This window comes from Streptomyces sp. NRRL F-2664 (assembly GCF_000719345.1).
Lineage (GTDB): Bacteria > Actinomycetota > Actinomycetes > Streptomycetales > Streptomycetaceae > Streptomyces.
Map to the genome: position 1 here is coordinate 1 of NZ_JOFX01000056.1, position 22,320 is coordinate 22,320.

20 protein-coding genes and 1 pseudogene are annotated in these 22,320 nt (G+C 70.5%); 10 read left to right on the plus strand and 11 right to left on the minus strand.

The genetic code is table 11. The features are described from left to right. Positions 1-378: 378 nt before the first annotated feature. Positions 379-882 (plus strand): hypothetical protein, encoded by a 504-nt coding sequence (locus tag IF89_RS0131550; protein WP_051807894.1) that lies wholly within the window; start codon positions 379-381, stop codon positions 880-882. A 159-nt stretch (positions 883-1,041) separates the two neighbouring features. On the opposite strand, the gene IF89_RS0131555 is transcribed toward IF89_RS0131550, so the two are convergent. Beyond that, positions 1,042-2,736: an alkaline phosphatase D family protein gene (locus IF89_RS0131555; RefSeq protein ID WP_030775291.1), complete on the minus strand. Its 1,695-nt coding sequence runs from the start codon at positions 2,734-2,736 to the stop codon at positions 1,042-1,044. Between the two features lie 877 nt (positions 2,737-3,613). On the opposite strand from IF89_RS0131555, the gene IF89_RS0131560 reads away from it, so the two are divergent. Beyond that, positions 3,614-3,943, plus strand: a complete 330-nt coding sequence (locus IF89_RS0131560) for a MerR family transcriptional regulator (protein WP_030775292.1) — start codon at positions 3,614-3,616, stop codon at positions 3,941-3,943. 90 nt (positions 3,944-4,033) lie between these two features. On the opposite strand, the gene IF89_RS0131565 is transcribed toward IF89_RS0131560, so the two are convergent. From IF89_RS0131565 to IF89_RS0131575, 3 genes are all read right to left on the minus strand, one after another. Next, positions 4,034-4,759: a hypothetical protein gene (locus tag IF89_RS0131565; protein WP_030775294.1), complete on the minus strand. Its 726-nt coding sequence runs from the start codon at positions 4,757-4,759 to the stop codon at positions 4,034-4,036. Further along, entirely contained in the window at positions 4,759-5,220 is a 462-nt protein-coding gene (locus IF89_RS0131570; protein ID WP_051807896.1) for a sigma factor-like helix-turn-helix DNA-binding protein, read from the minus strand. Before IF89_RS0131570 ends, IF89_RS0131565 begins: the two co-directional genes overlap by 1 nt. Positions 5,221-5,904: 684 nt before the next feature. Beyond that, positions 5,905-6,498: a DUF4352 domain-containing protein gene (locus IF89_RS0131575; protein ID WP_051807898.1), complete on the minus strand. Its 594-nt coding sequence runs from the start codon at positions 6,496-6,498 to the stop codon at positions 5,905-5,907. A gap of 577 nt (positions 6,499-7,075) precedes the next feature. Between IF89_RS0131575 and IF89_RS49675 the strand changes: the two genes are divergently transcribed. Beyond that, positions 7,076-8,173, plus strand: a complete 1,098-nt coding sequence (locus IF89_RS49675; RefSeq protein WP_420706986.1) for an AraC family transcriptional regulator ligand-binding domain-containing protein — start codon at positions 7,076-7,078, stop codon at positions 8,171-8,173. Positions 8,174-8,714: 541 nt separating this feature from the next. On the opposite strand, the gene IF89_RS0131585 is transcribed toward IF89_RS49675, so the two are convergent. From IF89_RS0131585 to IF89_RS42620, 3 genes and pseudogenes are all read right to left on the minus strand, one after another. Beyond that, a complete protein-coding gene (locus IF89_RS0131585) occupies positions 8,715-9,221 on the minus strand; it encodes an EF-hand domain-containing protein (RefSeq protein WP_030775300.1) in 507 nt (168 codons plus the stop codon). Between the two features lie 390 nt (positions 9,222-9,611). Next, entirely contained in the window at positions 9,612-10,013 is a 402-nt protein-coding gene (locus IF89_RS42615; RefSeq protein WP_051807899.1) for an STAS domain-containing protein, read from the minus strand. Positions 10,014-10,676: 663 nt separating this feature from the next. Then, positions 10,677-10,889, minus strand: a pseudogene (locus IF89_RS42620) (DUF1330 domain-containing protein); the annotation flags it as partial. A 307-nt stretch (positions 10,890-11,196) separates the two neighbouring features. Here IF89_RS42620 and IF89_RS0131600 point away from each other — a divergent pair. The 3 genes from IF89_RS0131600 to IF89_RS0131615 all read left to right on the plus strand — a co-directional run bounded on the left by IF89_RS0131600 (position 11,197) and on the right by IF89_RS0131615 (position 13,966). After that, entirely contained in the window at positions 11,197-12,159 is a 963-nt protein-coding gene (locus tag IF89_RS0131600) for a hypothetical protein (protein WP_158717953.1), read from the plus strand. A 345-nt stretch (positions 12,160-12,504) separates the two neighbouring features. Then, positions 12,505-12,999: a GNAT family N-acetyltransferase gene (locus tag IF89_RS0131610; RefSeq protein ID WP_030775306.1), complete on the plus strand. Its 495-nt coding sequence runs from the start codon at positions 12,505-12,507 to the stop codon at positions 12,997-12,999. A 394-nt stretch (positions 13,000-13,393) separates the two neighbouring features. Next, complete coding sequence (locus tag IF89_RS0131615) at positions 13,394-13,966, plus strand: snapalysin family zinc-dependent metalloprotease (RefSeq protein ID WP_030775308.1); 573 nt, start codon at positions 13,394-13,396, stop codon at positions 13,964-13,966. 838 nt (positions 13,967-14,804) lie between these two features. Here the strand turns inward: IF89_RS0131615 and IF89_RS0131620 are convergent. Both IF89_RS0131620 and IF89_RS0131625 read right to left on the minus strand, forming a co-directional pair. Beyond that, positions 14,805-15,356, minus strand: a complete 552-nt coding sequence (locus IF89_RS0131620) for an EF-hand domain-containing protein (RefSeq protein WP_051807902.1) — start codon at positions 15,354-15,356, stop codon at positions 14,805-14,807. A gap of 158 nt (positions 15,357-15,514) precedes the next feature. Continuing rightward, complete coding sequence (locus IF89_RS0131625) at positions 15,515-16,480, minus strand: L-histidine N(alpha)-methyltransferase (RefSeq protein WP_158717954.1); 966 nt, start codon at positions 16,478-16,480, stop codon at positions 15,515-15,517. 63 nt (positions 16,481-16,543) lie between these two features. Between IF89_RS0131625 and IF89_RS0131630 the strand changes: the two genes are divergently transcribed. The 3 genes from IF89_RS0131630 to IF89_RS46215 all read left to right on the plus strand — a co-directional run bounded on the left by IF89_RS0131630 (position 16,544) and on the right by IF89_RS46215 (position 19,627). Continuing rightward, positions 16,544-17,341 carry a class I SAM-dependent methyltransferase gene (locus tag IF89_RS0131630; protein ID WP_030775313.1) on the plus strand — a complete coding sequence of 266 codons (798 nt, stop codon included), beginning with the start codon at positions 16,544-16,546 and terminating at the stop codon, positions 17,339-17,341. Positions 17,342-18,156: 815 nt separating this feature from the next. Further along, positions 18,157-18,309 carry a hypothetical protein gene (locus IF89_RS46210; RefSeq protein ID WP_158717955.1) on the plus strand — a complete coding sequence of 51 codons (153 nt, stop codon included), beginning with the start codon at positions 18,157-18,159 and terminating at the stop codon, positions 18,307-18,309. Positions 18,310-19,306: 997 nt separating this feature from the next. Then, on the plus strand, positions 19,307-19,627 hold the full coding sequence (locus tag IF89_RS46215) for a hypothetical protein (protein ID WP_158717956.1): 321 nt from the start codon (positions 19,307-19,309) through the stop codon (positions 19,625-19,627). 480 nt (positions 19,628-20,107) lie between these two features. Here the strand turns inward: IF89_RS46215 and IF89_RS42625 are convergent, their stop codons facing one another. Both IF89_RS42625 and IF89_RS42630 read right to left on the minus strand, forming a co-directional pair. After that, positions 20,108-20,446, minus strand: a complete 339-nt coding sequence (locus tag IF89_RS42625) for a hypothetical protein (RefSeq protein WP_078628628.1) — start codon at positions 20,444-20,446, stop codon at positions 20,108-20,110. Positions 20,447-20,588: 142 nt separating this feature from the next. Then, positions 20,589-21,035, minus strand: a complete 447-nt coding sequence (locus IF89_RS42630; RefSeq protein ID WP_158717957.1) for a HEAT repeat domain-containing protein — start codon at positions 21,033-21,035, stop codon at positions 20,589-20,591. Positions 21,036-21,438: 403 nt separating this feature from the next. Between IF89_RS42630 and IF89_RS0131650 the strand changes: the two genes are divergently transcribed. Next, entirely contained in the window at positions 21,439-21,897 is a 459-nt protein-coding gene (locus IF89_RS0131650; RefSeq protein ID WP_158717958.1) for a hypothetical protein, read from the plus strand. Positions 21,898-22,320 lie beyond the last annotated feature (423 nt).

Genomic DNA, 22,320 nt, shown 5'->3' on the forward strand with positions numbered 1-22,320 from the left:
GTAAGCCACAAAGCGGCAGCAGCCTGATAGCCACACCCGATACCCCTGGGCGTCCCCACCCTACGAATGGGAGGACCAACCCGTCCAAAAAGGTAGAGCGGCCTGACCGTCCGATCCAGAAACCCGGAAGCCACCAACGGCCACCGGGCGCCAACCCATGCCCACACCCACCCTGACCTGCTGCTATTTACGCGTCAGCCAGATGATGTTCCCCCCTCCGGGGCGGGCCCGGGTCCTGGCCACCTGCGCACCTACCGGCCCCTTGTCGGGCCGAGCGCGGGCTCCCGCCTCGCCGGCACCCGAGCCCGAACAACCCGCAGCGGGCTGACCCCCTGAACCGCTGGACTGCTGGTCAAGCCACCTGGCAGGCTCCGCCTCGTGGAGATTCTCGATGTCCTGACCAGCATGGCGAAGACAGGCCGACTGGGCCCGGTGTTCAGCGGAGCCGACTGGAGCGATGTGACGGCAGCACTCGGCGAGCCGTGGGAGATCGGAACAATGAGCCGGAACAGAAAGCGGCCGCGGCTCTTTGCCTACGGAGACCTCGAAGTGAGTGTCTGCCGTTGCCGCAAGGTTTCCCTCATCTGCGTCCAGACCTGGCGTGACGTCGTCGAACTCCCTCCGTCGGTTGTCGGGGGGACGGGCACCTTCCCGGCAGGGCTCAAGCACGCGGACGTCGTGTCCGCCTTGGACAGGGCCGGCTGTTCCTGGAAGCCGCATGCTGGGCTGACCTTCGGCAACCAGTGCTCGCTCACGGCGATCGCGTCAGGAGCGAACTTCACCTTCGAGATCCCCGAGGGCGAGGAACCCGTGCTGAACGTCATGGGCCTGCCCGGCGACGGACACGACTGCTCCGCACGGACCGCAGGCCAAGATCACTGACGCGAAGCGCCACTCGTCGTCCCGGACACCAAGGCCGAGCGCTTGGCGGACAACACCGGCCCGTCACCAGCACCGACCGCCGCGTCGGGCACGACGCGGCGCGCGGCAGGCCCGTCGGCGCTGCGGCCACCGTGACCCGCTGGGACCACCGGCGGGGCGTCAACTCCCGTCCGTCAGACTCCGGTCGATGACGCCGATGAGCCGCGCTCCCGCGCGGTCGGTCCCGCGGCGTCCTCGCTCGGCACCCGCCGAGGCCCTCTCCAGCCGCAGCCGCGCCGTACGCCCGCGCAGTGTCAGCGTCATCAGCTGGTTGCCGAACCACGGTCCGCCGGTGCGCTCCCACCGGACCGCCGGTCTGGCGACCCGCCCGTGGCGGGCGAGGAGATGCCCGATCCCCTTGGCGACCCGGCTCCAGCCGAAACGGAATCCGGCCCGTATGGCTGCGGGCACCGAGTTGTGCAACGGCGAACAGGTGAACTGGAAGACACGGGAGCGCGGCTGCTGTCCGGTGGTCCAGACGGGCTCCGCCACATACGCGTGGTGCACGTCGCCGGACAGCACGCACACCGTCGCCGGGGCGGCGTCGCCCCGCCCCACCTCGGCGACCGTCTCCGTCAGCCTGTCGAACGACGAGGTGAACGCAGCCCAGTGCTCCAGGTCCGCCCGCCGGCGCAACCACTCACCCAAGCGCGCCCAGCGCGGCCCCCGTTCGCCCCGGCAGAGCGCCGCGTGCCACCCCTCCGCGAAGTGGACCATCGGGGGCAGCAGCCACGGGAGCGAGGTCCCCACCAGCAGATGGTCGACGCTCCCGGGGTCGTCGAACGCCTGCGTCCGCAGCCAGGCCGCCTCCTCGGCGTCCAGCATCGACCGGTGCTGCTCCTCCAGCACCCGCGCGGCCCGGGTGTCGACCATCAGCAGCCGGGTGCGGCCGAAGTCCCTGCGGTAGCTCCAGCGCACCGCCGTCGGATCGGCGTCGGCACGTTCGGCGAACGCGCGCAGCACCTCCGTGCCGTCGTCGGCCGCCCGTACCGCCGCGTACAGCTCGTCCTCGGCGAGCTCGGCGGGGGAGAGGTTCCCGAGGTGCTGGTAGACCCAGTACGACATCAGGCCGCTGGTGATCCGCTCGTGCCACCAGGGCGTCGCCCGCATGTCGGCCACCCAGGCGGCGCTGGTGTTCCAGTCGTCGATGACGTCGTGGTCGTCGAAGATCATGCAGCTGGGTACGGTCGAGAGCAGCCAGCGCAGCTCGGGGTCGCCCCAGGACTCGTCGTAGAGGTGGGCGTACTCCTCGTAGTCGGCCACCTGGTCCGGCGGAGCGGCGGTGCCGGTGCCGGCGGCCCGCCGATGCCGGGCGATCCAGGCGCGGGTGTCGGCGGACGTCTCGTCGGCGTACACCTGGTCGCCCAGGAGGAGGAGAACGTCCGGACGCTCGGCCTCCGGGTCGGCGGCGAGCCGGGCGGAGAGGGTGTCGAGGACATCGGGGCCCACCGGATCGGGCTCGCCCACCGCAGGCGACGCCCACCGGCACGAGCCGAAGGCGACCACCGCGCCCGTCGCCGGGACCGGCGGCGTGTGGATGGTGCTGGGCGGGTGGGGCGAGTCCGCGAGGGGCCACACCCGCTCGCCGTCGAGCAGCACCTCGTACGGTGTGGCGGACCCAGGGGCGAGTCCCGTCACGACCACCAGTGCGTAGTGGTGGCCGACGACGCAGAACGTGGACGCCGAACCCCCGCCGCCGCCCGCGCACCGGACCTCCACCGTGCACGCCCGGTCGCTCTCCACCCACACGGTCGCGCTCGTGCCCGATTCCCAGTCCACGTGTCGCAGGAGCGGGCCCAGCCTCAGACCGGCCATTGTGAGTCCCCTTCCGGTGCTCCGTACGGTATGGAACGGCCGCTCCGTACGGTACTGAACGACGGCGGCAACGGCGCTGTCGTGCCGCGTGGGGGCTCTTGCCCGGACCAGCGCGTGTCAGTCGCAGACTCCGACGGCGGAGGGCGCGAGAGAGGCACCGACGGGAGTCGGGCGGGCCGCAGCGCCCTGGGGGGTCACTGTTCAAGGCCGATTACCTCATCTTCGAACCCTCGGAAATCTATGTCCGCCGGAGTAGACATTGGGGTGTGGTCCGGTTATGGTTTCTCTTGTAGCTCGAAGAGATCGAAGGGCCCGGCAGACACGAACTGCCGGGCAGCAGTCCCGCAGTACCCGCGTTGCAGTGCGCAGGACGGTGCGGTCACGGAGTGTCGGAGCCAGGTTGATGTGCAGGATGGCGACGGGACTGGTGACCGCACCGGGCGGCCCGCAGTGATCAGGGGCCGCCGTGAGCAGTGGCAGTACCCGTAGTGAGTGCAGTCGGCAGTACCCAGCAGCGAGTGTTTGCGAGCAGGACCCCGGTGAAGGCGTCGGCTGCGGGCGCGCGCACCGGGAGGTCCGGCAGTGGGGTTCCACGCCGGACCAGCCGCAGGTAGTTGATCACAGAGGGAAGAGACGGAGGAACAGGCACCATCAGGATCGCCCGGATGCCGTGCGGTCCGGGTACCGCAGGACATCGACAGTGAGGTGGTCTGGTCAAGCAACCGCGATCCCCGCGCCCCCGACACATCTCAGGTCGGGCGGGCGGAAACAGAAGGTCGGCGCAGAATCAAGGCCGGCAGATGGTGTAGCAGTTCCTTCGGGGCCCGGGAGCCACACGCTCCCGGGCCCCTCCGCGCGTTTTCGTGAAAGAGGCTCCATGACAGCAGACGACTCGTTCGGCCGTCTCGACGACGACGACTACCCCGCCTACACCATGGGCCGGGCCGCCGAAATACTCGGCACCACCCAGGGCTTCCTGCGCGCCATCGGCGAAGCCCGCCTCATCACCGCGCTGCGCTCGGCGGGCGGACACCGCCGCTACTCCCGCTACCAGCTGCGCATCGCCGCCCGCGCCCGCGAACTCGTCGACCAGGGCACCCCCATCGAGGCCGCCTGCCGCATCATCATCCTGGAAGACCAGCTCGAAGAGGCCCAGCGCCTCAACGCCGCATACCGCAACACTGCAGGCCCCTCGAACCCCACCTGAACCGGCCGAGGCACCCAGCCACGGACCACGACCCTCCCTGGCAGACCCCAGGAGGACCCACTCCTACGAGCCCGTCAGCCCGTCAGCCCCTCAGCCCGTCGCGCCGCCCGCCGCCGGGCGGAAAGTGCCCGTAACGGTGTACTGCTGTCCCGTTGACGAGGCAGCCGTCGCCGCGTAGGCATCACCGGCGAGGGGCCGCACACCCGGGGCATGGTTGTACTGGACGGCGAAGACGTGCTCCCCGGCGGGGACGGTCCGGCCCGGCTTGAGAGTCCACCGGTAGAGGAGGGTGCCGCCCTCGTCGGCGGTGGTCAGCGTGAAGTCGCCCTCGGGCAGAGTCCGCCAGGCGCCGGTGGACGCCACCCCTCCCGTCTGGGCGACACGAACCTCCAGCATCAGCGCCGCCAGGGGCGCGCCGGTGTGCAGGGTGATGGTGCTCTGGGACCAGTACGGATTGGAGTACGGGTCGACGGCTCCGTCGGAGCGCAGCGGCCCGTCCTGGCCACCCGGTGGCGCCGAAGGCGTGGAAGGGGCGAAAGAGGTGGACGGAGGCGCCGGTGCCGCGGGGGTCGTGGCGGCTGCCCGGCCGGTGCCCCCCGGGTGGAAGGCGGGCGCGAGCGTGTATCCGCCCACCACGAGCGCCGCCGTGGAGGCAAGGGTGGCCAGGGCGACGCGCGGCCAGGACAGCGGCCGGCCTGCCCGCCGGTCGGGGACGGTGCGCAACAACGTGCCGAGCCTGACCCGTTCCAGCATCCCCTCCCGGTCGGGCGTGTGAGCCGCCGCCGCGTCCCGGAGCCGGCGCTTCAGGTCCTCCATCAGTGCCTCGTTCCGGTCAGTTCCTCGGCGGCCTGCGCGCCGAGGAGACGCTGCAGTTCGGCCATGGCCTTGGAGGTCTGGCTCTTCACCGTGCCGACGGACGTCCCGAGCGCCAGGGCGGTGTCCTTCTCCGAGAGGTCCAGCGCGTGGCGCAGCACGACGCAGGCACGCTTGCGGAACGGCAGGCGCGCCAGCGCACGGCGCACGTCCATCACCGCGTCCACGTCGGGGTGCTGCGCGCGACCCGGAACGGCCGTCCAGAAGAGGTGGATGCGGCGCCGCTCGCGGGTGAGGGCGCGGATGCGGGCCCGGGCCATGTTGGCGACCACGCCGCGGGCGTAGGCCACCGGATGGTCGGCGCGCTGCACGCGGTCCCAACGGTGCCACAGCGCGACGAAGGCGTCGGCGGCCAGAAGGTCGCCCAGGGCAAGCGCCACACCCAGGCCCTGCGCCGCGTACAAAGCCGGGTACGCCGACCGGGAACCGGGCGCCGCCCCCCTCTGCGGCGCCGCCCACCAGTCCGCAACACGTCTCAGGACGGGTGGTCCCACAACCGCGGATGAGGCGACGGCGGTGCGCCGGGCACCCGGGCGCCGCGCAGCGGATGCAGGGCACCCTCAACAACGCGACCATGGGCTCCGTGGACGAAGGAGAGGACATCGCACGAACAGGCCGGCGCACGGCAGGCTCGGCGGACGGGGAACACAGGCCCGGAGGTCTGCCCCACAGCCGTCGCAGGAAGCACGCGCGGCCGTAGCATCGCGTGCCTGGCACCTCATCGCTGGTCACCACCCTCGCCGCCCGCTGACCTCAACCCTCAAGAGCCAGGCCACGACCCGTCGCCAGCACCAGCTGGTCCACCGCTGCCGCGGAAGCCGGGCAGGGACGGCTCCGGACCGACACCTTCCACGGGCGTCGCAAGGCAGGACTGATCCCGCGCGCCGGCCTCGCGTAACGCCCGAAAATGCCGAGGCCGCCCCGTAGGGCGGCCTCGAGGATCACAGGGCCGGGCATGGCGCACGTCGAATGCGCGCCCTGGCGCACCCACACGGGCAGTCCCGATTCATCCGGACATGGAGGAGAAGATCTGCGGCCCTGCGCAACCGGTGGAGACCTTCTGGCTGCGTTCGCGGACGGAGCGTGCGTCAGGGGACGTCGGCGCGTACGGACTCGCCGATGATGCCATCGGTGTAGGTCACATACTTGGGAGTGAACGCGCCCTTGGCGGTGACGGCGCCGGAAACGTTCTCGCCGGGAGCGAGATCAACAGTGGCGATCTGCCTCTCGTCGACGCCGAGCTCGGCAGTGTGCTTGGTGCCGGAAGTATCCGTGATCGTGACGAACAACGGGTTCACGTCGATCGCCTTGTCGCCGTTGTTCGTGACCGTGATGAGGACACTGGTGTAGTCGGTGCCGTCAGCGAAGACGCCCTTCTCGAACTTCGTCTTTTCCGCGGTGACGGCGACAGGCCCCGCCTTCTTCTCCTCCTTTGCCGGCTCCCCCTTCGGTGCGCCGACCGGCGCGGGCGGGGGGCTGCTCTTCGCAGCGGGGGTGCCGGCGTTCTCACTGCCGCCGCCGCTCGCGATGGCGCCCATGACTATGAGCAGGGCGACGATGCCCAGGCAGCCGAGGCCGGCCATCTTCCCCTTGGAACGCTTCTGCGGCTGAGGTACCTGCGGGTCCAGTACAGGCGGCTGAGAAGGTTCGCTTCCGGACTGCTGCGGGTCCTGCTGGCTCATGATCTCCCCAAGACATGGATGAAGACGGCTGGGCACCCCTGACGGATTTCCGATTCCGCCGTTGGACCGCACAAAGGAGCGTCACGTCCGGCTCTCGTCGCGCGCCTTTACGGCTACGGAACGCCAAAGGTCTGCGGCAGCGTGTCAGAGAGGCAACAAACCGGCAATGTGGGGGCGGCAAGCCTTGTGATCATTCAGAGACATGCCCGTTCGGGGCCGAGGCATCCACCGAAATCCGAGCCCCCTTCACACAACTCGCCCCAACGCAGGGCGAGTTCTCGGACATCTGAGGCTGCATACAGAGTCGCTGTGCCTCTTGGTCGGCGGGGTTTGCCCGGTAGGGGAAGTCACCCTCGGTCGAGGTGATCCGCAAGAGCAGAAAAATGTCCCGAAGCGGCAAGAGAGTGTCCCGAGACGGCAAGCCCCCAGCGGGGCATTCTGTACTCGCATGGCACAGAGAGACGGAGTCGCTGCCGAAGCCCCCGCCCGCTGTCGCCTCAGCACCGAAACGGGGGGCGTGCCGGATCGCCCTGCGCGGAAGTACGCAGACGGCGGCGGCTGTTTTATGGACATGTAGGTGATTGTGGAACCTTTCATGCGTAGTGCCGCTCTGACCGGCTACGCGGATCTGTGTCGTTCCCTGGCCATCCCTGCGGCGTCGCTGATGGCGCGCGTGGGGCTGGAACCCGAGATCCTTGCTGACCAAGATCGGTGGATCCCCGCCAGCGCCGTTGCCCGATTGTTGGAGCTTTCCGCAGAGGCATCCGACCGACCCGCATTTGCCCTGGAGATGTCCGGCCTGCGCCGCCTGTCCACCCTCGGCCCCATCAGCCTGGTCATCCGGGAAGAGCCCGATCTGCGCAGCGCCATCGAGGTCCTGCTGCGTCACCAGAGTCTCTACAACGAGGCTCTGAACTGCGCACTGAGCGAAGAGGGCGGACTGGCCACGATCATCGTGAACCTGCGCCTGCCGGAGACGGTGAAGACCAGGCAGGCTGTCGAACTGGCCGTCGGTGTCTACCACCGCATTCTCCGGGACTCCCTGGGCAGCGGCTGGCGGCCTCTCACCGTGTGCTTCGCTCACCCGGCGCCGCACCCCCAGGACGACCACAGGCGCTTGTTCGGCCCCATTGTGGAGTTCGGTCGCCCCTTCAACGGAATCATGCTGTACGCCGATGACCTGGACACGTTGAACCCCGACGCAGACCCACAACTTCTCGCCTATGCCCGCCACTACCTCGACATGGTCACAGCCCAGCCGCCGCAAACCACACCGGAAGAGCGAGTGCGCGCCCTCATCGAGGTGCTGCTCCCCACCGGGCGGTGTTCCATCGAACACGTCGCCCGCAGCCTCCACGTCGACCGCCGCACCCTCCACCGCCAATTGGCGGCCTCGGGCCTTACGTTCTCCTCGTTGCTCGACACCACGCGTGTCCGGCTGGCGACACACCTTGTGGCCCACAGGGGGCGCTCACTGACCGAGGTGGCAGGCCCTGTTGGGCTTCGCGTCGCCGAGCGCCTTCTCCAGATGGTTCCGGGAACGCTTCGGATGCAGCGCCCGCGAGTGGCGTGCTCGGGGGAACCGGCCCCAGTAGACGGTCAGCGTCCGCCGAAGTGCCAGGGACCGGAACATGTCCCTCCCGCCGCGGCCCGCCGTGCTCGCCGCGGTCACTGACCGCTTCGACCAACCGCCTGCGCTTGAGCACCGCCGTTCCCGGGCATGCCGTTCTGTCAAACGGCCGTCGGGAGGAGCCGATGAGCGCGCAGGCCGGCCCTCCACGCACCTGTCGTCCCGTACGCGTCAGTCCCTGCGCCCCGGCCGCGCGCGGAGTGGGGGCGCCGGCCTTTCACCCTGACTCGGTGGTCGCGCCCAGGGGTGAGAAGGACGTATCCCGGCACACCTTCCATGAAGTCGCCCACTTCGGAATTCACCAGTCCATCCCCCTGTGTACAGGGGGAGCAACCTGGTACCGTCCGCAACGAGAGCGCACCTCTTGCAGGTCTCTCTCCTCTCACGAAAGCCCCCCTGAGCCTCACCAGCTCACACACAAGGGGGGCTTTCGCCATGACGTCTGCGATCGCGGCGGCGACGTCGCAATCGGGGGAGCCGTCGATCCCCCTGCGAAAGCACCTGCCCCACTGGTTCGGTGCGCCCCCGGGCGCGGGTGGCCCGGCGCCTACGCGCGGGCCACCCCGGGGGCCTGGCAGGGCGGGTCTCAGGCGGTGGCTACGAGTGCGTCGTACATGGGGGAGGTGCCGGTGCTGACGTACGTGCGGATCGCGCTGAGGTACTCGTCGCGGTCGATACGGCCGTCACCGTTGGTGTCCAGGGCGTCGAACGCGGTGGCGGCGTTGTCGGCGTTGTTGCCGAGGACCTCGCGCAGCCGGGAGAACTCGGCCCGGTCCAGGGTGCCGTCGCCGTCGGTGTCGGCGAGATCGAAGAGCGACCCGAGTGCTTCGCGGCAGACGGTGTCGAAGCTCTGCGCACCTGCCCATGCGGCGTACTCGTCGAAGGTGACCTGCCCGTCGCCGTTGGCGTCCATGGCGGCGAAGACGCGTTCATGCAGCCTGCGTGCGGTCGAAACCAGCGGGTCGTTGTGGTTGCGGCCGAGCGTGGCCGCTGCTCGGTCGGGCCGGGTGACGTATTCGTGGCGGGAGATGACGCCGTCACCGTCCACATCGAGCATGCGGAAGATGTGCTCCCTGGCAGCGGTCATGTCCATGAACTACTCCTTCGGTGGGGGGACTGGGGTCCGTCTCTCCGTTGTCCACCCCGCCACAGGCCCAACCCGACCAGGGCCGTTGATCACTCTTTCGGGCCGGTGCATTTTCCGGCGGGTCCCACCGCGCGCGTTGTCGGGTCGACACCCTGGAGGCGGCCGCGCGAGCGGGGGAGGGTGGCTGCCCGGTCTGCTCACCGAAGGGCGGCGTGGCGGGACGATCGGTGGAGCGGCGTGGTCTCGTACGCCGCCGAGGCGATCAGGTCACCGCCATCAAGGGCCAGGACGACTTGCGCCCCGTCCTGTGAACCGCCCGCCGCCGGGTGCCCCGGGCCTGCTGTCGTACGTCATGCCGTCCGCCGTTCCGTGCCGGTCCGGCGCCGCCGGTGTGGGTCAGGCGGCCTCGGAGAGGGTGAAGAGGTGGCGGGTGCCGGTGGCGTCGAGGAGCCGGCGGATCTGGGCAGGGAGGGGCCCGGCGAGGAGGAGTTCGTGGTCGGGGAGGGCGTCGAGGAGGGCGTGGAGGAGGGCGGTGTCGGCGAAGGTGACGTGCCCGAGGTCGACCACGACCGCCCGTTGCGCGGTGTGGAGGGCGTCGGTGAGGACGTGGACGGTCTCGATGTCGAGTTCCCCGCGGACCCGGATGCGGGTGTGTCCGTGCGACGGTTCGGATTCGGTCTCCGCCTGCGCGTCATCGGCTTGGAACTCTGCTGCCGTGGCCGGGATCGTGGGCGGGCCGGTGAGCGGGTTCCAGGGCCCGACATGAGGTATGCCGGGAGTGCGGGGGTTCGGTTGCATGGTGGGCCGTCCTTGTCGGATCGGTGCCCCTCCCTTTCCGCGCGGTACTTGCGGGAAAGAAGTGCGTGACGAATCGGTGGCCACGCGGTCGAGGAGGCCCGGACCCGGAACACCCCCTCCCGGGGATGGCTGCGGGGGGAGAGGACGCGACGGCACGGATATCACCAACGGCTACCTACGAATCTACCCCCGCACCCGCCCGGCAGCCCCTGATCCGGCTCACGGGTTCAGGGCTGAGGCGGCCCGTGACAGGGGCGTAGGCCGCTCCGCAGAGCCGGCCGTCTCCTGCGGGGCTGCGCACGCCCCCGCGGGGCGCCGGCGGCTGCCGGCGCGTACACACGGATTCAGCCCTGCAGCCCCGGGGCAGCAGCCGGGTTCTCGCGGCATGGCTGCTGGGGGCTCGTAGTGCTCTTCGGTGCCGTCGACCGGCGGGTGTCGAGGCGGGGGGCTCAGCGGCTGGTGTGCGGGTGGTGGCCGGTGAGGTCCTGGAGGTTGTCGACGAGGCGGTCGAGGAGGTGGGCGAGCTGAAGCGCCGAGAACACCGGCCGCCCGCCCGGCCGCCTGGCTGCCTCGGACGAGGCGATGGTCCGCTTGCCAGATCGTCGCGCCGTCGATGGCCCGGAGGGCCCGCATCAGCGGGGCACCCCACCCCCGGTATGCGGGAGACCGGTACCAGGCGCGTGCGACGGCCAGGTCGGGGAACTCGATCAGGACCATGCTGCCGGGCCAGGTCCCTTCCAGCACCTCGGCGGGCGGACCGTGGACGATGAAGCGGCCGTGGAAGGGGTCGAGGGTGGCCTGGATCCGTTCCAGATATTCCACGATGTCGGGGTGGTGGCGCCGTTCGCGCAGATGCGCGAACCCGTAGCCAGGCATGTCGGGGTTCCTTTGCGTGTCGCTCGGTCCGTGGCCCCGTAGGGGGCGACGCGGCGAACGCAGGCACCAGCGCGTCCAGTGGCCATTACCCCTGAGGTAATCGATCTCGGTCGGGGTCTGCGGTCAGGCTGGGGCATCGGGCGGCACAGGGCCGTCACGGGAGGGACGAAACGGGGTGGGCGGATGTTCACGTATCGGCGCAGAGGATGGGGGACCTCGTTGGTGGCCGCCGCGGCGGGGGGTGGCGATCTCGGCCGCGGCCTGGCCCGGCGCGGCGGCGGGAGGGGCCTCGGGGACGGACTGCCCGGTGGCGCGGGCCGGTATCGAGCGGCTCGAAGGACGTATCACGCCCAACGTCTGCGCGTTCCTGCAGCGGCAACTCGCCTTCGGCGCGATGGCGACCGGCGAACCGCCGCTGCCCGGGGACAGGGCGCTGGAGCATCCCCGGGTCGCGGCCTACCTCGACATCTTCGACCCGGCCGCCACCCTCTGGGAGGCGGGCGGCCCTCCCCGGAGCGATCACCGCGTCATCGGCGCCGCCATCGCGGGCTCCCTGAACATGGTCCCCGACCTGCGCTACACCGGCACCGACGTTGTCGCCGACGGCGGCGTGGTGATGTTCGGCCAGTGGAACACGGCCACCGTCAAGGGCCACAAGGTGGCCTACCCGCAAATCGCACGCAACGTCCTGGGCGACGACGGCAAGACGATCCAGGCGCGTCGCTACTACGACCGTCACGTGCTGGTCCGCGACACCCTGCCCGACGCCCCCCGGGCCCTGTTCGACGGCATCGCCGACAGCGGCAGGCCGCCCGCCCCGGGCCGGGGCCGCGCGAGCATGACGGCAGCCGAGCTGCCGGACCGCCTGGCAGCCTGGAACACCGGCGACACGGATGCGCTGCTGCGCCGGATGAGCGGCGCGCGACTGGCCGGACCGGGGCTGCCCGCATCCCTGAAGACGCAGGCCGGCAAGCGCGACTACCTCCAGCGCCTCTTCGACAGGGCCGACCTCGAACTCAAGGCCGGCCAGGTCGCGTTCGGCAGGACCACCACCTACGTCGAGTGGCACGGCACGGTCACCAGGAAGCAGAACGCCTCCACCGGCGAGACGAGCGTCGCCGTTCCGTTCGGGATCGTGGAGCGCTTCGGGCCCGACGGCGAATGGGAGTTGTACTTCGACACGCTCCCGGTCCTGGCCGACCAGCAGACCATCAGCGCCCTCTTCGCCCGCTTGGCCGCCCCCAGCCGCGGTGACGCTGCTGCGGTGTGATGACCAGCCCGGTGCCAGGTGGTCGCCGTCCGCGATCGCCGTCCTGCCGGTCGAGTTGCCGGCAGGTCCGACCGGCGCCAGGCGCGGGCGCCGGCGTTGTGGCCCGGCGCGACCTCGGCGGAGGCGACGACCAGGCGGGTGCCGGCGCCGATGACGACCTGCACGGTCGCCGAGAACGGGTAGTTGCGGCTGGAAGCGCATGCCGGTCGCGGACCGGCATGCGCGTGCCGCCCACGCCGGCCCCGGTCACGGCGTCGGCCCAGGCCGCAGGCACGATAGAGTTTGTTCGACAGTTCGAAGCCTTCCGGTCGACCGGAAGGCTTTTCGCATTCCAGAGGGGATGAGATGGCAGATCTCGCTGTCCGCAGAGTGGGCGCCGGCGACCACGAGGTCCTGGAACGACTCTGGCCGCTTTTCCTGCACGACCTGTCGGAGTTCAGTGGCGTCCTGCCCCACCCGGGCGGCACTTACCGACGCGAGTGGCTGGAGTCGGCGATCGGCGACCCCACCTGGTCGGCCTATCTCGTATGGCTTGGCGACCGCCCCGCCGGCTTCGCGTTCGTACGTGCGCTGGACCGCGATGCGCGCGTGCTGAACAGCTTCTTCGTCGTACGCGGGGCACGCCGCTCGGGCCTCGGGCTGCGAGCGGTGCAAGCGGTCCTGAACGCGCACCCCGGCCGATGGGAGATCGCCTTCCAGGAGGAGAACGCGGGCGCGGCACGCTTCTGGCGTCGCGTCGCTTCCGAAGTCGCGGGCGAGGCCTGGACCGAGGAACGGCGACCGGTGCCCGGGAAGCCCGAGCTGCCGGCGAACACCTGGGTGGCGTTCGACGTGCGGTAGTCCCCCTGGTGGTTCCTGCCGACCGGGCACCCGCTTCGGCTCACGCTGCGCGGCTGCCGCCCAGCCCGCCGTCACACCCCGCCAGGCGCTTCTCCGGCCGGGGCTGGGCGTCGAGGACGGCCGTGACCACCTCAGGGCACGACATCGACCACAGCGGTTCACCGTGCACCCGCCAGAGCTCTGGACGGTGCCGCCCGCTGACCGGGCAGCGGCTGGAGCCTCTGTCGGAATTGGCTGGCAGGTGCATGACCCGTCAGCGGGGTGCGGGGCTACCTTCTTAAGGCTCCGGAGGGCGGCTGTCCCAACTCGCAGGCCACGTGCTATCGGTGGCCGCCTCTCCAGTGCCCCGGCTCCGCCGAGGGGCCGGGCCCCCCACGCGTGAAGGAAGACGACCATGTCTCTGGGCACCTGGCTGAAAGTCTGCACCTCCGCTGCCGCGCTGGTCCTCGCGGCGGCACCCGCCGCGACCGCGGCACCCGCCCCCGTACCGGACGCCACTGCAGCGGTAGTGACACTCCGTTACGATGACAGCAGGGCCGGCGGCTGGGAAGCGGCCATCGCGGCCGGGGTCGCCGCCTGGAACGCGAGCGTCAGCAACGTACGGTTGGTGGAGGCCGCGCCCGGGGCCCGGGCAGAGATCGTCATCGTGGCCACCACCGGCTGGCCGCAAGCCACCCTCGGTCCGGTCCGTCCGGGACGGCAAGTCCGAGTCGAACTCGGCTCGCAGGCCGTGAGCCAGGGGTACGACAAGACACGCATCGCTGCCCACGAGCTGGGCCACAGCCTGGGCCTCCCGGACACCAAGCCGGGGCCGTGCTCCCAGCTGATGTCCGGGTCCAGCGCCGGGACGGCCTGCACCAACGCCATGCCCAACGCCACGGAGCGGTCCCGCGTGCAGAACGCGTACGCGAACGGCCTCACGGTGACCGTGCCGACCGACGGCCGTGTACTGGTCGACGCCCCCTGACCGGCGGATCCACGGGTGGGCCGGTGCGGGCCCGCGCCGGGACGGACGTCCCGGAGGGCGGCCATGCCGGCACACTGCCGCGCCCCTCGGGAGCAGCTCCGGGCGCGGGTACTGCGCAGGCGGTGCACGCGTGGCCGCCGGCCGCCGCGGCACGGAAGGCCCACGGCTGGTCGTGTCCCTGCCGCGCCCACCCTCTCGCCCGATGCACGACGCGTCATCGCTGCGGACGGCCCGCCGGCCTGTAGCGGGCCGGTGTCGCCCTCGGCTCGTCCTGCCGCAGAGCGGCACCTGCACGCCGCAGGACCGTGTCGGCGCCGCGCATCCGGGCCGGGATCGGCACAATGGGGCCGTCCACCGCCGCAGCGCACCCGTGCCGACGGAGGGCAGCCACCCGGCCGGTCACCCAGGGGCGGATCCGATGACAGGCATGCGCGCCGACCGGACCCGGCTCTTCGGCTTCCTGCGGGACCCCGCCACCCAGCCGCAGTTCTGGGCCCGGGTCTCCGACGACGTCGACTGGACGGTCCAGGGCACCCACCCCCTCGCGGGCTGCTACCACGGCAAGGAGGCACTCACCATCGACCTCAAGAACCGCCGGCGGCCCGGAGCCGTTCGGCACGCCGAACTGCATTGGCCCGCCGAGCTGTGCCGTAACGGCGTGGTGCTGGTCGACTCGCCGGGACTCAACCAGGAGCCCTGGCTCCAGCAGGCCACCTTGAACGCCCTCAAGGCGCGTCGATCTCCGCGACCAGAGCGCCTACCTCCGCGCACACCTCGCACTCGGGGGCGAGCCGGTGCTCGCCCTGCTCGACCAGCTGTACCGGGCGGCTGTCGGTGGTTACGGGTGTCCGAGGAGCCAGCTGCCGGGGGCGTCGGGGTCTTCGCTGGCGAGGTATTCGCGCCAGGTGGCGTAGTACTCGTCGCGGCTGATGCGGCCGTCGCCGTCGCGGTCCATCTGCTCCATGGCGGTCTTGGCGTCCTTCTCGGACATGCCCCAGACCTTCCAGATGAGGTCGATCTCTTCGCCCTGGAGGACGCCGTCGCCGTTGATGTCGGCGGTGTCGAACTCGGCGTCGAGGGCGGGGCGGAACGTCTTGTCGAGGAGGCCGAGATCGGCGACGTGGCGGTGGAGTCCGGCGTGGAACTCCTCCCGGCTGACCCGTCCGTCGCCGTCGGTGTCCATGGCCGAGACGATGTTGTGGTGGACCTGCTGGTAGGCGCGGTGGAGTGCCTTGGCCTGGGCGGATCCCTCGGCGTGGCCGAAGCCGGCAGAGAACTTCTGGGCGGTCCTGGCCCAGTCCTCGGGCTCGATGTAGCCGTTGCTGTCGGTGTCCAGCAGGTCGAAGAAGCGGTTGAACTTACGGGTCCGCAGATCGGTCGCCGTCGTCATCAGTACCTCGGCAGAAACGTGGAGATCGGGTTGCAGCGGATCATTCCGGATTGCCGCCGGGCGAGGCCAGCCGATCCGGCTTCACCACGCGAACGGCCCATCATGAACACCCCCCGACCGCGCTGAGACGCTCGCGGCCGCGGGGTGCCCGCCGTGGTTCATCCCTGATGGCGGGCGAGAAGGAGCATGTACCGGCCGCTGGTGTCCGGCAGCCGGCGTACGGTCTCGAAGCCGTGAGCCGACAGCTCGTCGTCGAGCTGTTCGGCGGTGAAGCGCACTGCGACGGCCGCACGCAGGACCTGGCCGCGGGGGAGGAGCACGCGGTGGGAGGTGGGGTGGCCGGGGATCAGGACGCTCTGGTCGGCGAGCGCACGCAGTCCGATCTCGACGCGCTGCTCGGGGGCGGCCCAGGTGACGTGGTGGGCGTAGGCGTCGAGGTCGAAGTTCGTGCCGAGGTCTCGGTTGAGGATGCGCAGGCAGTGGAGGTAGAACGCCTCCATGAGGCCGGCGGCGTCCTGGTAGGCGGAGACCATCACCTGCGCGTCGTGCAGCAGGGGCACCCCCAGCAACAGGCCGTCTCCCGGCTCCAGGCTGCCTGCCAGGAGCGCCAGCAGGTCATGGCGCTCACCGGGAAGCAGGTTGCCCAGAGTGCTGCCGAGGAAGGTGACCAGCGCGGGGCGCCGGCCGGTCTCGCGCAGCGCCGGAGGCCACGGGCGGGTGAAGTCCGCGGCCACGGTGTGCACCGAGGTGCTGGGTGAGGCGTGCCGGAGCCGGTCGGTCAGCCGGCTGAGCGCACTGGTGCTGACGTCCACCGGCAGGTAGGTCGCGGGCGCGGTCAAGTGCCGCAGGAGCGGCAGTGCCTTCTCCCCGGTGCCGGAGCCGAGCTCGATCAACGTCCGAGCCCCGCAGTCGGCGGTCACCTCGCGTGAGTGCGCGTGAAGGAGCTGCATCTCCAGCCGGTTGAGGTAGTACTCGGGCTGCTCGCGGATCCGGTCGTAGAGCGCGGTGTTGTGCTCGTCCCACAGCAGCCGATACGGCAGGTGCGGCGGTTCGGCGCCCAAGCCCGTCGCCACCTCGGCGCGGACCTGCAGCACAGCGCCCGACTGGACGGCGACAGCAGACACCCACACCACCTCCATCACAGAAAGCAGCCACTCGAATCCAAAGGGTAACTATAGGGTTCGGGTGTGCAGACAGAGGAGTACGGAAGCCGCCTGTACGGCTTCGACCAGCCGCTTGAACGGGAACGCATCGCCCTGATCGGCGAGGTCTTCGACCCCTATACCCGACGCCGCATCACCGACCTCGGCCTCCTGCCCGGCCGCCGGTGCCTGGACGTCGGCGCAGGACCGGGCACCGTCGCCGCCTGGCTCGCCGACCAGGCCGGCCCCGACGGCGAAGTCATCGCCCTCGACCGCGACACCAGCCTGCTGAACGAAGCCGCGCATTCCGGAGTGCAGATCTGGCACGCCGACGTCCATACGGCCACCGACGACGAACTGCCCAAACCCGGCTTCGACCTCGTCCACGCCCGCCTGACGCTCTGCCACCTCCCCCAGCGCCAGGAGGTCCTCTCCCGCCTGGTGTCCTGGCTCGCACCCGGCGGCCACCTCATCGTCAGCGACGTCATCAACACCATGGCCGCCGCCTCACCCCAACCCGCCGTACGCACCCTCACCCAGGCCTATGACCACGCGCTGCTCACCACCCTCGACAGCGACCTGAACTACGCCCGCGCCTACCCCGCCCCCCTCATCGACGCGGGCCTCACGGACGTCGACATGGCCGCCGACGTTCCCCTCGTACGCGGCAACAGCCCCACTGCCCGCTTCTGGGAACTCACCTTCACCGCCATGCGCACCGAGATCATCGCCACCGGACTCATCGACGGCGCAGGCTTCGACGCGGCCATCGCGCACCTCACCGCCCCCCGAACCCACGAACTCGGATACACCCTCGTCTCCGCCTGGGGTCGCGCCGCTTAGGTGTGGATGACTGGTTGGACACTCCGCTCACCCAAGCGTCGTCCGGTCCAGCGAACTTGATGCCGGCCCGCGGTCCGCGATGTGCTCCCGGGACCGCCGTTCCGGCGCCGCCTGCGTTGGCCAGACGGCCTCGGAGAGGGTGAAGATGCGGCGTGCCGGTGGCGTCGAGGAGCCGGCGGATCACTGCCCTGCTGGCCACTCGGCCCTCCCGCCCCTCCCCCCACCGGGGGCCCGGGGCCTGACCGCCCGTAAGGGGGTGCTCGGACGGGTCCTGCTCAGCCCGCGCCGACATGGCGTACGTGGGTGAGGCCCGAGGCCCAGAGCGCTCTGGAGGCAGCATTACCCCGGGGCCGCCCCATCCCTCGGCCGCGGCTCCACTCCTCCCACCGTCACGCCGTAAAGGCGGCGTGACGGCGTACGTGTGCTGTCCGCGGCTCAGCCGGCCTGCCCGTGGGCGTCGCGGATGTCGCCGTCCCGCACATACCCGCAGGGCGTCCCTGACGGCCCCGTGGCGCCCCTCGGATGGATGGCGCGACCACCGTCCTGCAGAGCCGCTTACGCGTTGGGTGGCCGACCCTGGAAGAGGGGCCGGCAACCGGTGAGGGAGGCTCTCGTGACGCTGAGGCCGCCAGTGGAGCCGATGGTGGCCCAGGCCGCGGAGGCCGGGCCGGGTCCGGCCGCTGTGCGGGCGGGGGTGGCGTACGAGCAGAAGCTGGACGGCCACCGGGCGCTCCTGTTCACCGCCGCCAAGCCGGGCGGCACGGCGGTGGTGCAGACCCGCCGCGGGGCTGGTTCAGGACCGGTGGCCGGACCTGGTGGCGGCCGCCGAGACGCAGTTGCCGCACGGCCTGGTCCTCGACGGCGAACTCGTCGTCTGGGACACCGAGGCGGGCCGGCTGTCGTTCGCGGCCTTGCAGCGCCGGGCCGCCGCCCGCGCCCCCACCCTTGCCGCGCGGTGGCCGGTCTAATTTGTCGCCTTCCACCTCTTGCAGCACGGCGACCATGAGCTTCTCGCCCGCCCGTACGCCGAGCGGCGGACCTGCTGGAGAAACTGTTTTCCGACCACGCCCTGACGGCCCCGTGGACGCTTGTCCCGCAGACGACGGACCTGGCCAAGGCGCGGGAATGGCTGGAGACCTGAAGGGACGTCGCCAGGGTGGAGGGGATCCTGGTCAAGCCCTAGAACGGCCGCTACCTCCCCGGCTACCGGGAATGGACAAAGATCCGGAGACGGGACACCACGGAGATGATCGTCGGCGGGATCCGGCACCCTGACCCGCCCGCAGCTCCTCGTCCCAGGCCGCCACCACACCCACGGCCGACTGCGCCCGGTCGGTCGGACCGTCCCCTTGCGCCCGGATGCCGCCCGCCTGGTCGCCGAGCACCTTACTACCGCCGGCCCTGGCATCCGTGGACGGGGTGAGGCTCTCGGCGACGTGGGGGAGCCGCGACGCCTGAACACCACCCTCGTCCACCCTGCCCTGGTCGCTGAGGTCAGCGCCGATGGCGCCATCGACCACGGCGGGGTCTTCCGCCATCCGCTGCGCTCCCAACGCCTGCGCCTGGACGCGCAGCTTGAAGACGTGTCCGGGTTCGGCCAGGGGCCCACCGCGGCTGCTGGCTGCTGGCTGTCGGTGCGGGCTGAGGCTGATCACGTCCGATCAGGGCGAGTGCGTTGTTGGCCGGGCACGTCCTCGGAGGGGGCGGATCGCAGGTCTTTCGACCACCGGTCACCAATGGCCGGTGGCGTGGCCTGTTGGCCGAGCGGTTCGGGACATCACCATCGGGATGTCCGGCTCGCGGCAGCTCACCACGCCGAGCCCCACTCGCCGAAGGTCCTGCGCGTCACCTCACTTGCGAACTTCGGCTACCCGTCCCCACGCCTCGCCGACCCCAGGCCAGGACCGGCCGCTTGACCAGGAACGCCCCTATTGTCCCAGCAACGTCCATGGAGGACCGAAGGCCATGAGCTCAGCCAGAGAGAACACCCCCGCCCAGAACCTGCTGGCGAGTCTTTTCTTTCTTGCCGTCGGCGCGGCGATTCTATTCGTTGGATTCAAGATCAATAACTCGCCCGCCGACTGCGGCGGCGAAACGATGTCAGCCGGCGACACCTGCGTCAGCTACTCAGGCAGCCACCAGACCGGGAGCAACAACCTGGACGAGCAGAAGTCCGAGAATTCGACCAGCGCGAACTGGGCTTTCGTCGTCGGAGGGCTCGTGATACTCGCCAGCGCCTGTGGAAGCGTTGCAGCGTTGCGAGACATGAGCGGTTCATTCCGCTGATCATCCACTTGCCTGCTCGCCCATCCGGCATCGGTACGAAACAGGTGGAGGCCACCACCGACGACGGCCGAGTGCGTCGCCTCCCACAAGTGCTGGAGCCCCGTGACGAACTCGCGGCGCGGGTCGTCCGGCACCTGGAACGGACCGTCGCCCAGCACCGGCGGGCCGGGTGTGGAAGGGGGCCGGACCGGCGCCCTCACCACCAACGACGGAGCGACGGACCCAGCCCTCCCGGGGTAGACACACCAGCCGACTGGCCCTGCCCGTATAGACGCGCGGCGATCCGTGCTGAGGGCGAGAGGATGTCGTGGGCGATGGGCCGGGCTGGACGGCGCGTCCGCACCCGACGGCCCGCGCGTGGGGATCGACGGGGGCGTTGTCGGGTTGTGGTGGGGTGGGCCGGCGAGGGGGCCCCGCTGCGCCTGTTGGAGCTTCTCCCGGTGCCGGCTCATCGGTGCATGGAAAGGGCGGCATGGGTCCCTAGATTGGAGACTTGCCCGGGGTGCCTGGAAGGGAAAGCTGATCCTGCATCGCGCCAGCGGTCAACCCCCGATTGGGTTCCCCGTCTGCATCCAGCTGGAGGACGCGGACGTGAAAATCCTTGAGAAACCCAAAGATGGCTTCTACGAGTTCCGAGAAGACGTACCTGGCAAGCCCAAGGACGACTGCTACCGCTGGTTCGCCTGAGTACGCCGAGGGACAACCCGCGAGGGCCTCTTCGACGAAGTAATGCTCCCGGTGTTCCCGGCCGCACTCCGGTGTCGGCCGGTACTCATCTCCGTAGAGGCACCGAGCGTGCTCTGTCAGGGTGCTGTGCATGCACCGGAGCCTACGACCCCTGGATCCGCCGGACAGAACAAGGCGCATGGGTGCCGCTGCAGCCCGCGGCGAGGTCCAGCAGCCGCTGCTGCTCGGTTCCGTCGACGACGATGCCCAAGCGGGCAACAGGGTCAGGCTGACCTCAGTTGTCGTCGCGGCCCCATTGATACCGCCACGCCACGTCGAGGCAGACCATTTCCTCGTTGCGGAATCCGAGCCGCGGCTGGCCCAGACGGTCCGCGCCTTCCACGCACCGCTCGTCGTTGTGGAGTGCGAGACCGTACACAGCAACAAGCTGGACCCGGCGCTCCGGGTGGTCGAGGAGAGCCGCCATCGCGTCGGTCAGCGCGGGATCGCCGTTCCCGGCCTCGCCGACACTGCGGCAGGCCGCGATCCGTACGTCTGTATCAGGGTCGCCCATCAGCGTCAGGAGTGCCTCACGAGCTTCGTCGGACCGGTACGTGGACTCCAAGCGCGTGCCGAGACCGGCGGCCACCGCTCGCCGGACGCCGGCGTCGTGGTGGCCGACGTGCGCCAGGAGGGACGCTTCGGCACGCGGCTCGGCGTACGAATACAGGCTGCGCAACACCTCTACGAGGACGGCGTTGTCCGTCTCCTCGGCCGACCAGTCTCCGTGAGGGCGGCCACGGCGAGGACGCAGAACTCCTCCTCGTGGTTGTCGTTCGACGTGGGCAGTGGCGGGCACATGCCGTCTTCGACGGCCTAATGCAGACGCCATCTGGACCGTGAGGGCCGGGGAGGCGCCTTTTTGCCGTCTCCCCGGCCATGCGTGACCGCAGCGCAGGCGCGCAGGATGGCTTGCCGGTCCGGGCGGGCGTCCCGCCCCGGCACGGGTGCCGCGTGCGGGGGAGGGGGCACCACCCAAGGGCAACGGCCCGCCCCTCCCGACGATGTCATCACGGATAGTGTTCTTCTGTTACGGAAAGTTTCTCAACGGGTAGAGCTGAGGGCCCAGCCCTTGGAGGAAGACGATGTCCGATTCTGCCCGGCAGACGGTGAGGCCCGAGGTCACCCTGTTCAGCGGTAGCGGTCACACGGGTGACAGCTGTGTCCTGCCGATGGACGGCTCTACCTACTCCTTGAAGGCGACCGGTCTGGACAAGATCGCCTCGGTCAGGGTCGACTGGCCTGGCCACGGAATGGCGAAGCCGGTCGTCCGCCTGTACTGCGAGGTCCCCACCCACCAGAAGGACTTCGCCGCCGACCAGGGGTCCGCCTTCAAGGACTTCACCGCCGACACCGCCGACACCGGCAAGTGGGCCGGCGCCAAGTGGGTCAAGGGCTACGCCGACGACGGGAGGGAGATGGCGAACACCTGCTTTTCCGGCCACCGGGGCGAGCGGACCATCCTGGACACCCTCGCCGACCCCAACGCCATGCCCCGCTACAGCCGGCCGGGTGCGGGCCGCGACCGCGACCTGTACGGCTGACTCCTGACAGCAGGGCGACGCCCCGGGCTGCAAGGGAGCCGCGCACCGCACCCGCGACGTGTTCCCGACCGTGGCCGAGGACAGGGCACCGCCGGAGCCGCGGGTTGACCCGCTGCCACCGGCCCCCCGCCAACTGTACGGGGGCGGGGATGGGGGCCAGGCGGTGTCGCGGGTTCGTCCTCGTGCGCGGGGCGTGATGTCGGCGCGGGCGGCGATTCCCTTGCCGGTGAGGTAGTCGGCGGCGGCGCGACGTGATGATCCGTCAATTCGTTGAGGAAGCCGGCCAGGGGCGGGCACCCGGCGCAGTCTGGCGGGTTGACGTGACCCCCGTTATGTTTTTCGCGGTCCTGCAATGGGACCGCTGGCCTCCGGGCCCGGTATGACTGTGTCCCCTCTGTCGAACGGATGACCTGGGGGGTGGTG

What these genes read in the sequence shown, in the direction of transcription:
- IF89_RS46215 (WP_158717956.1), top strand. Translation starts at nt 19,307, where the DNA reads ATGAGCTCAGCCAGAGAGAACACCCCCGCCCAGAACCTGCTGGCGAGT.
- IF89_RS0131650 (WP_158717958.1), top strand. Translation starts at nt 21,439, where the DNA reads ATGTCCGATTCTGCCCGGCAGACGGTGAGGCCCGAGGTCACCCTGTTC.
- IF89_RS0131585 (WP_030775300.1), bottom strand. Translation starts at nt 9,221, where the DNA reads ATGGACATGACCGCTGCCAGGGAGCACATCTTCCGCATGCTCGATGTG.
- IF89_RS0131575 (WP_051807898.1), bottom strand. Translation starts at nt 6,498, where the DNA reads ATGAGCCAGCAGGACCCGCAGCAGTCCGGAAGCGAACCTTCTCAGCCG.
- IF89_RS42625 (WP_078628628.1), bottom strand. Translation starts at nt 20,446, where the DNA reads ATGCACAGCACCCTGACAGAGCACGCTCGGTGCCTCTACGGAGATGAG.
- IF89_RS42615 (WP_051807899.1), bottom strand. Translation starts at nt 10,013, where the DNA reads ATGCAACCGAACCCCCGCACTCCCGGCATACCTCATGTCGGGCCCTGG.
- IF89_RS0131560 (WP_030775292.1), top strand. Translation starts at nt 3,614, where the DNA reads ATGACAGCAGACGACTCGTTCGGCCGTCTCGACGACGACGACTACCCC.
- IF89_RS0131615 (WP_030775308.1), top strand. Translation starts at nt 13,394, where the DNA reads ATGTCTCTGGGCACCTGGCTGAAAGTCTGCACCTCCGCTGCCGCGCTG.
- IF89_RS0131555 (WP_030775291.1), bottom strand. Translation starts at nt 2,736, where the DNA reads ATGGCCGGTCTGAGGCTGGGCCCGCTCCTGCGACACGTGGACTGGGAA.
- IF89_RS0131610 (WP_030775306.1), top strand. Translation starts at nt 12,505, where the DNA reads ATGGCAGATCTCGCTGTCCGCAGAGTGGGCGCCGGCGACCACGAGGTC.
- IF89_RS0131620 (WP_051807902.1), bottom strand. Translation starts at nt 15,356, where the DNA reads ATGACGACGGCGACCGATCTGCGGACCCGTAAGTTCAACCGCTTCTTC.
- IF89_RS0131565 (WP_030775294.1), bottom strand. Translation starts at nt 4,759, where the DNA reads ATGGAGGACCTGAAGCGCCGGCTCCGGGACGCGGCGGCGGCTCACACG.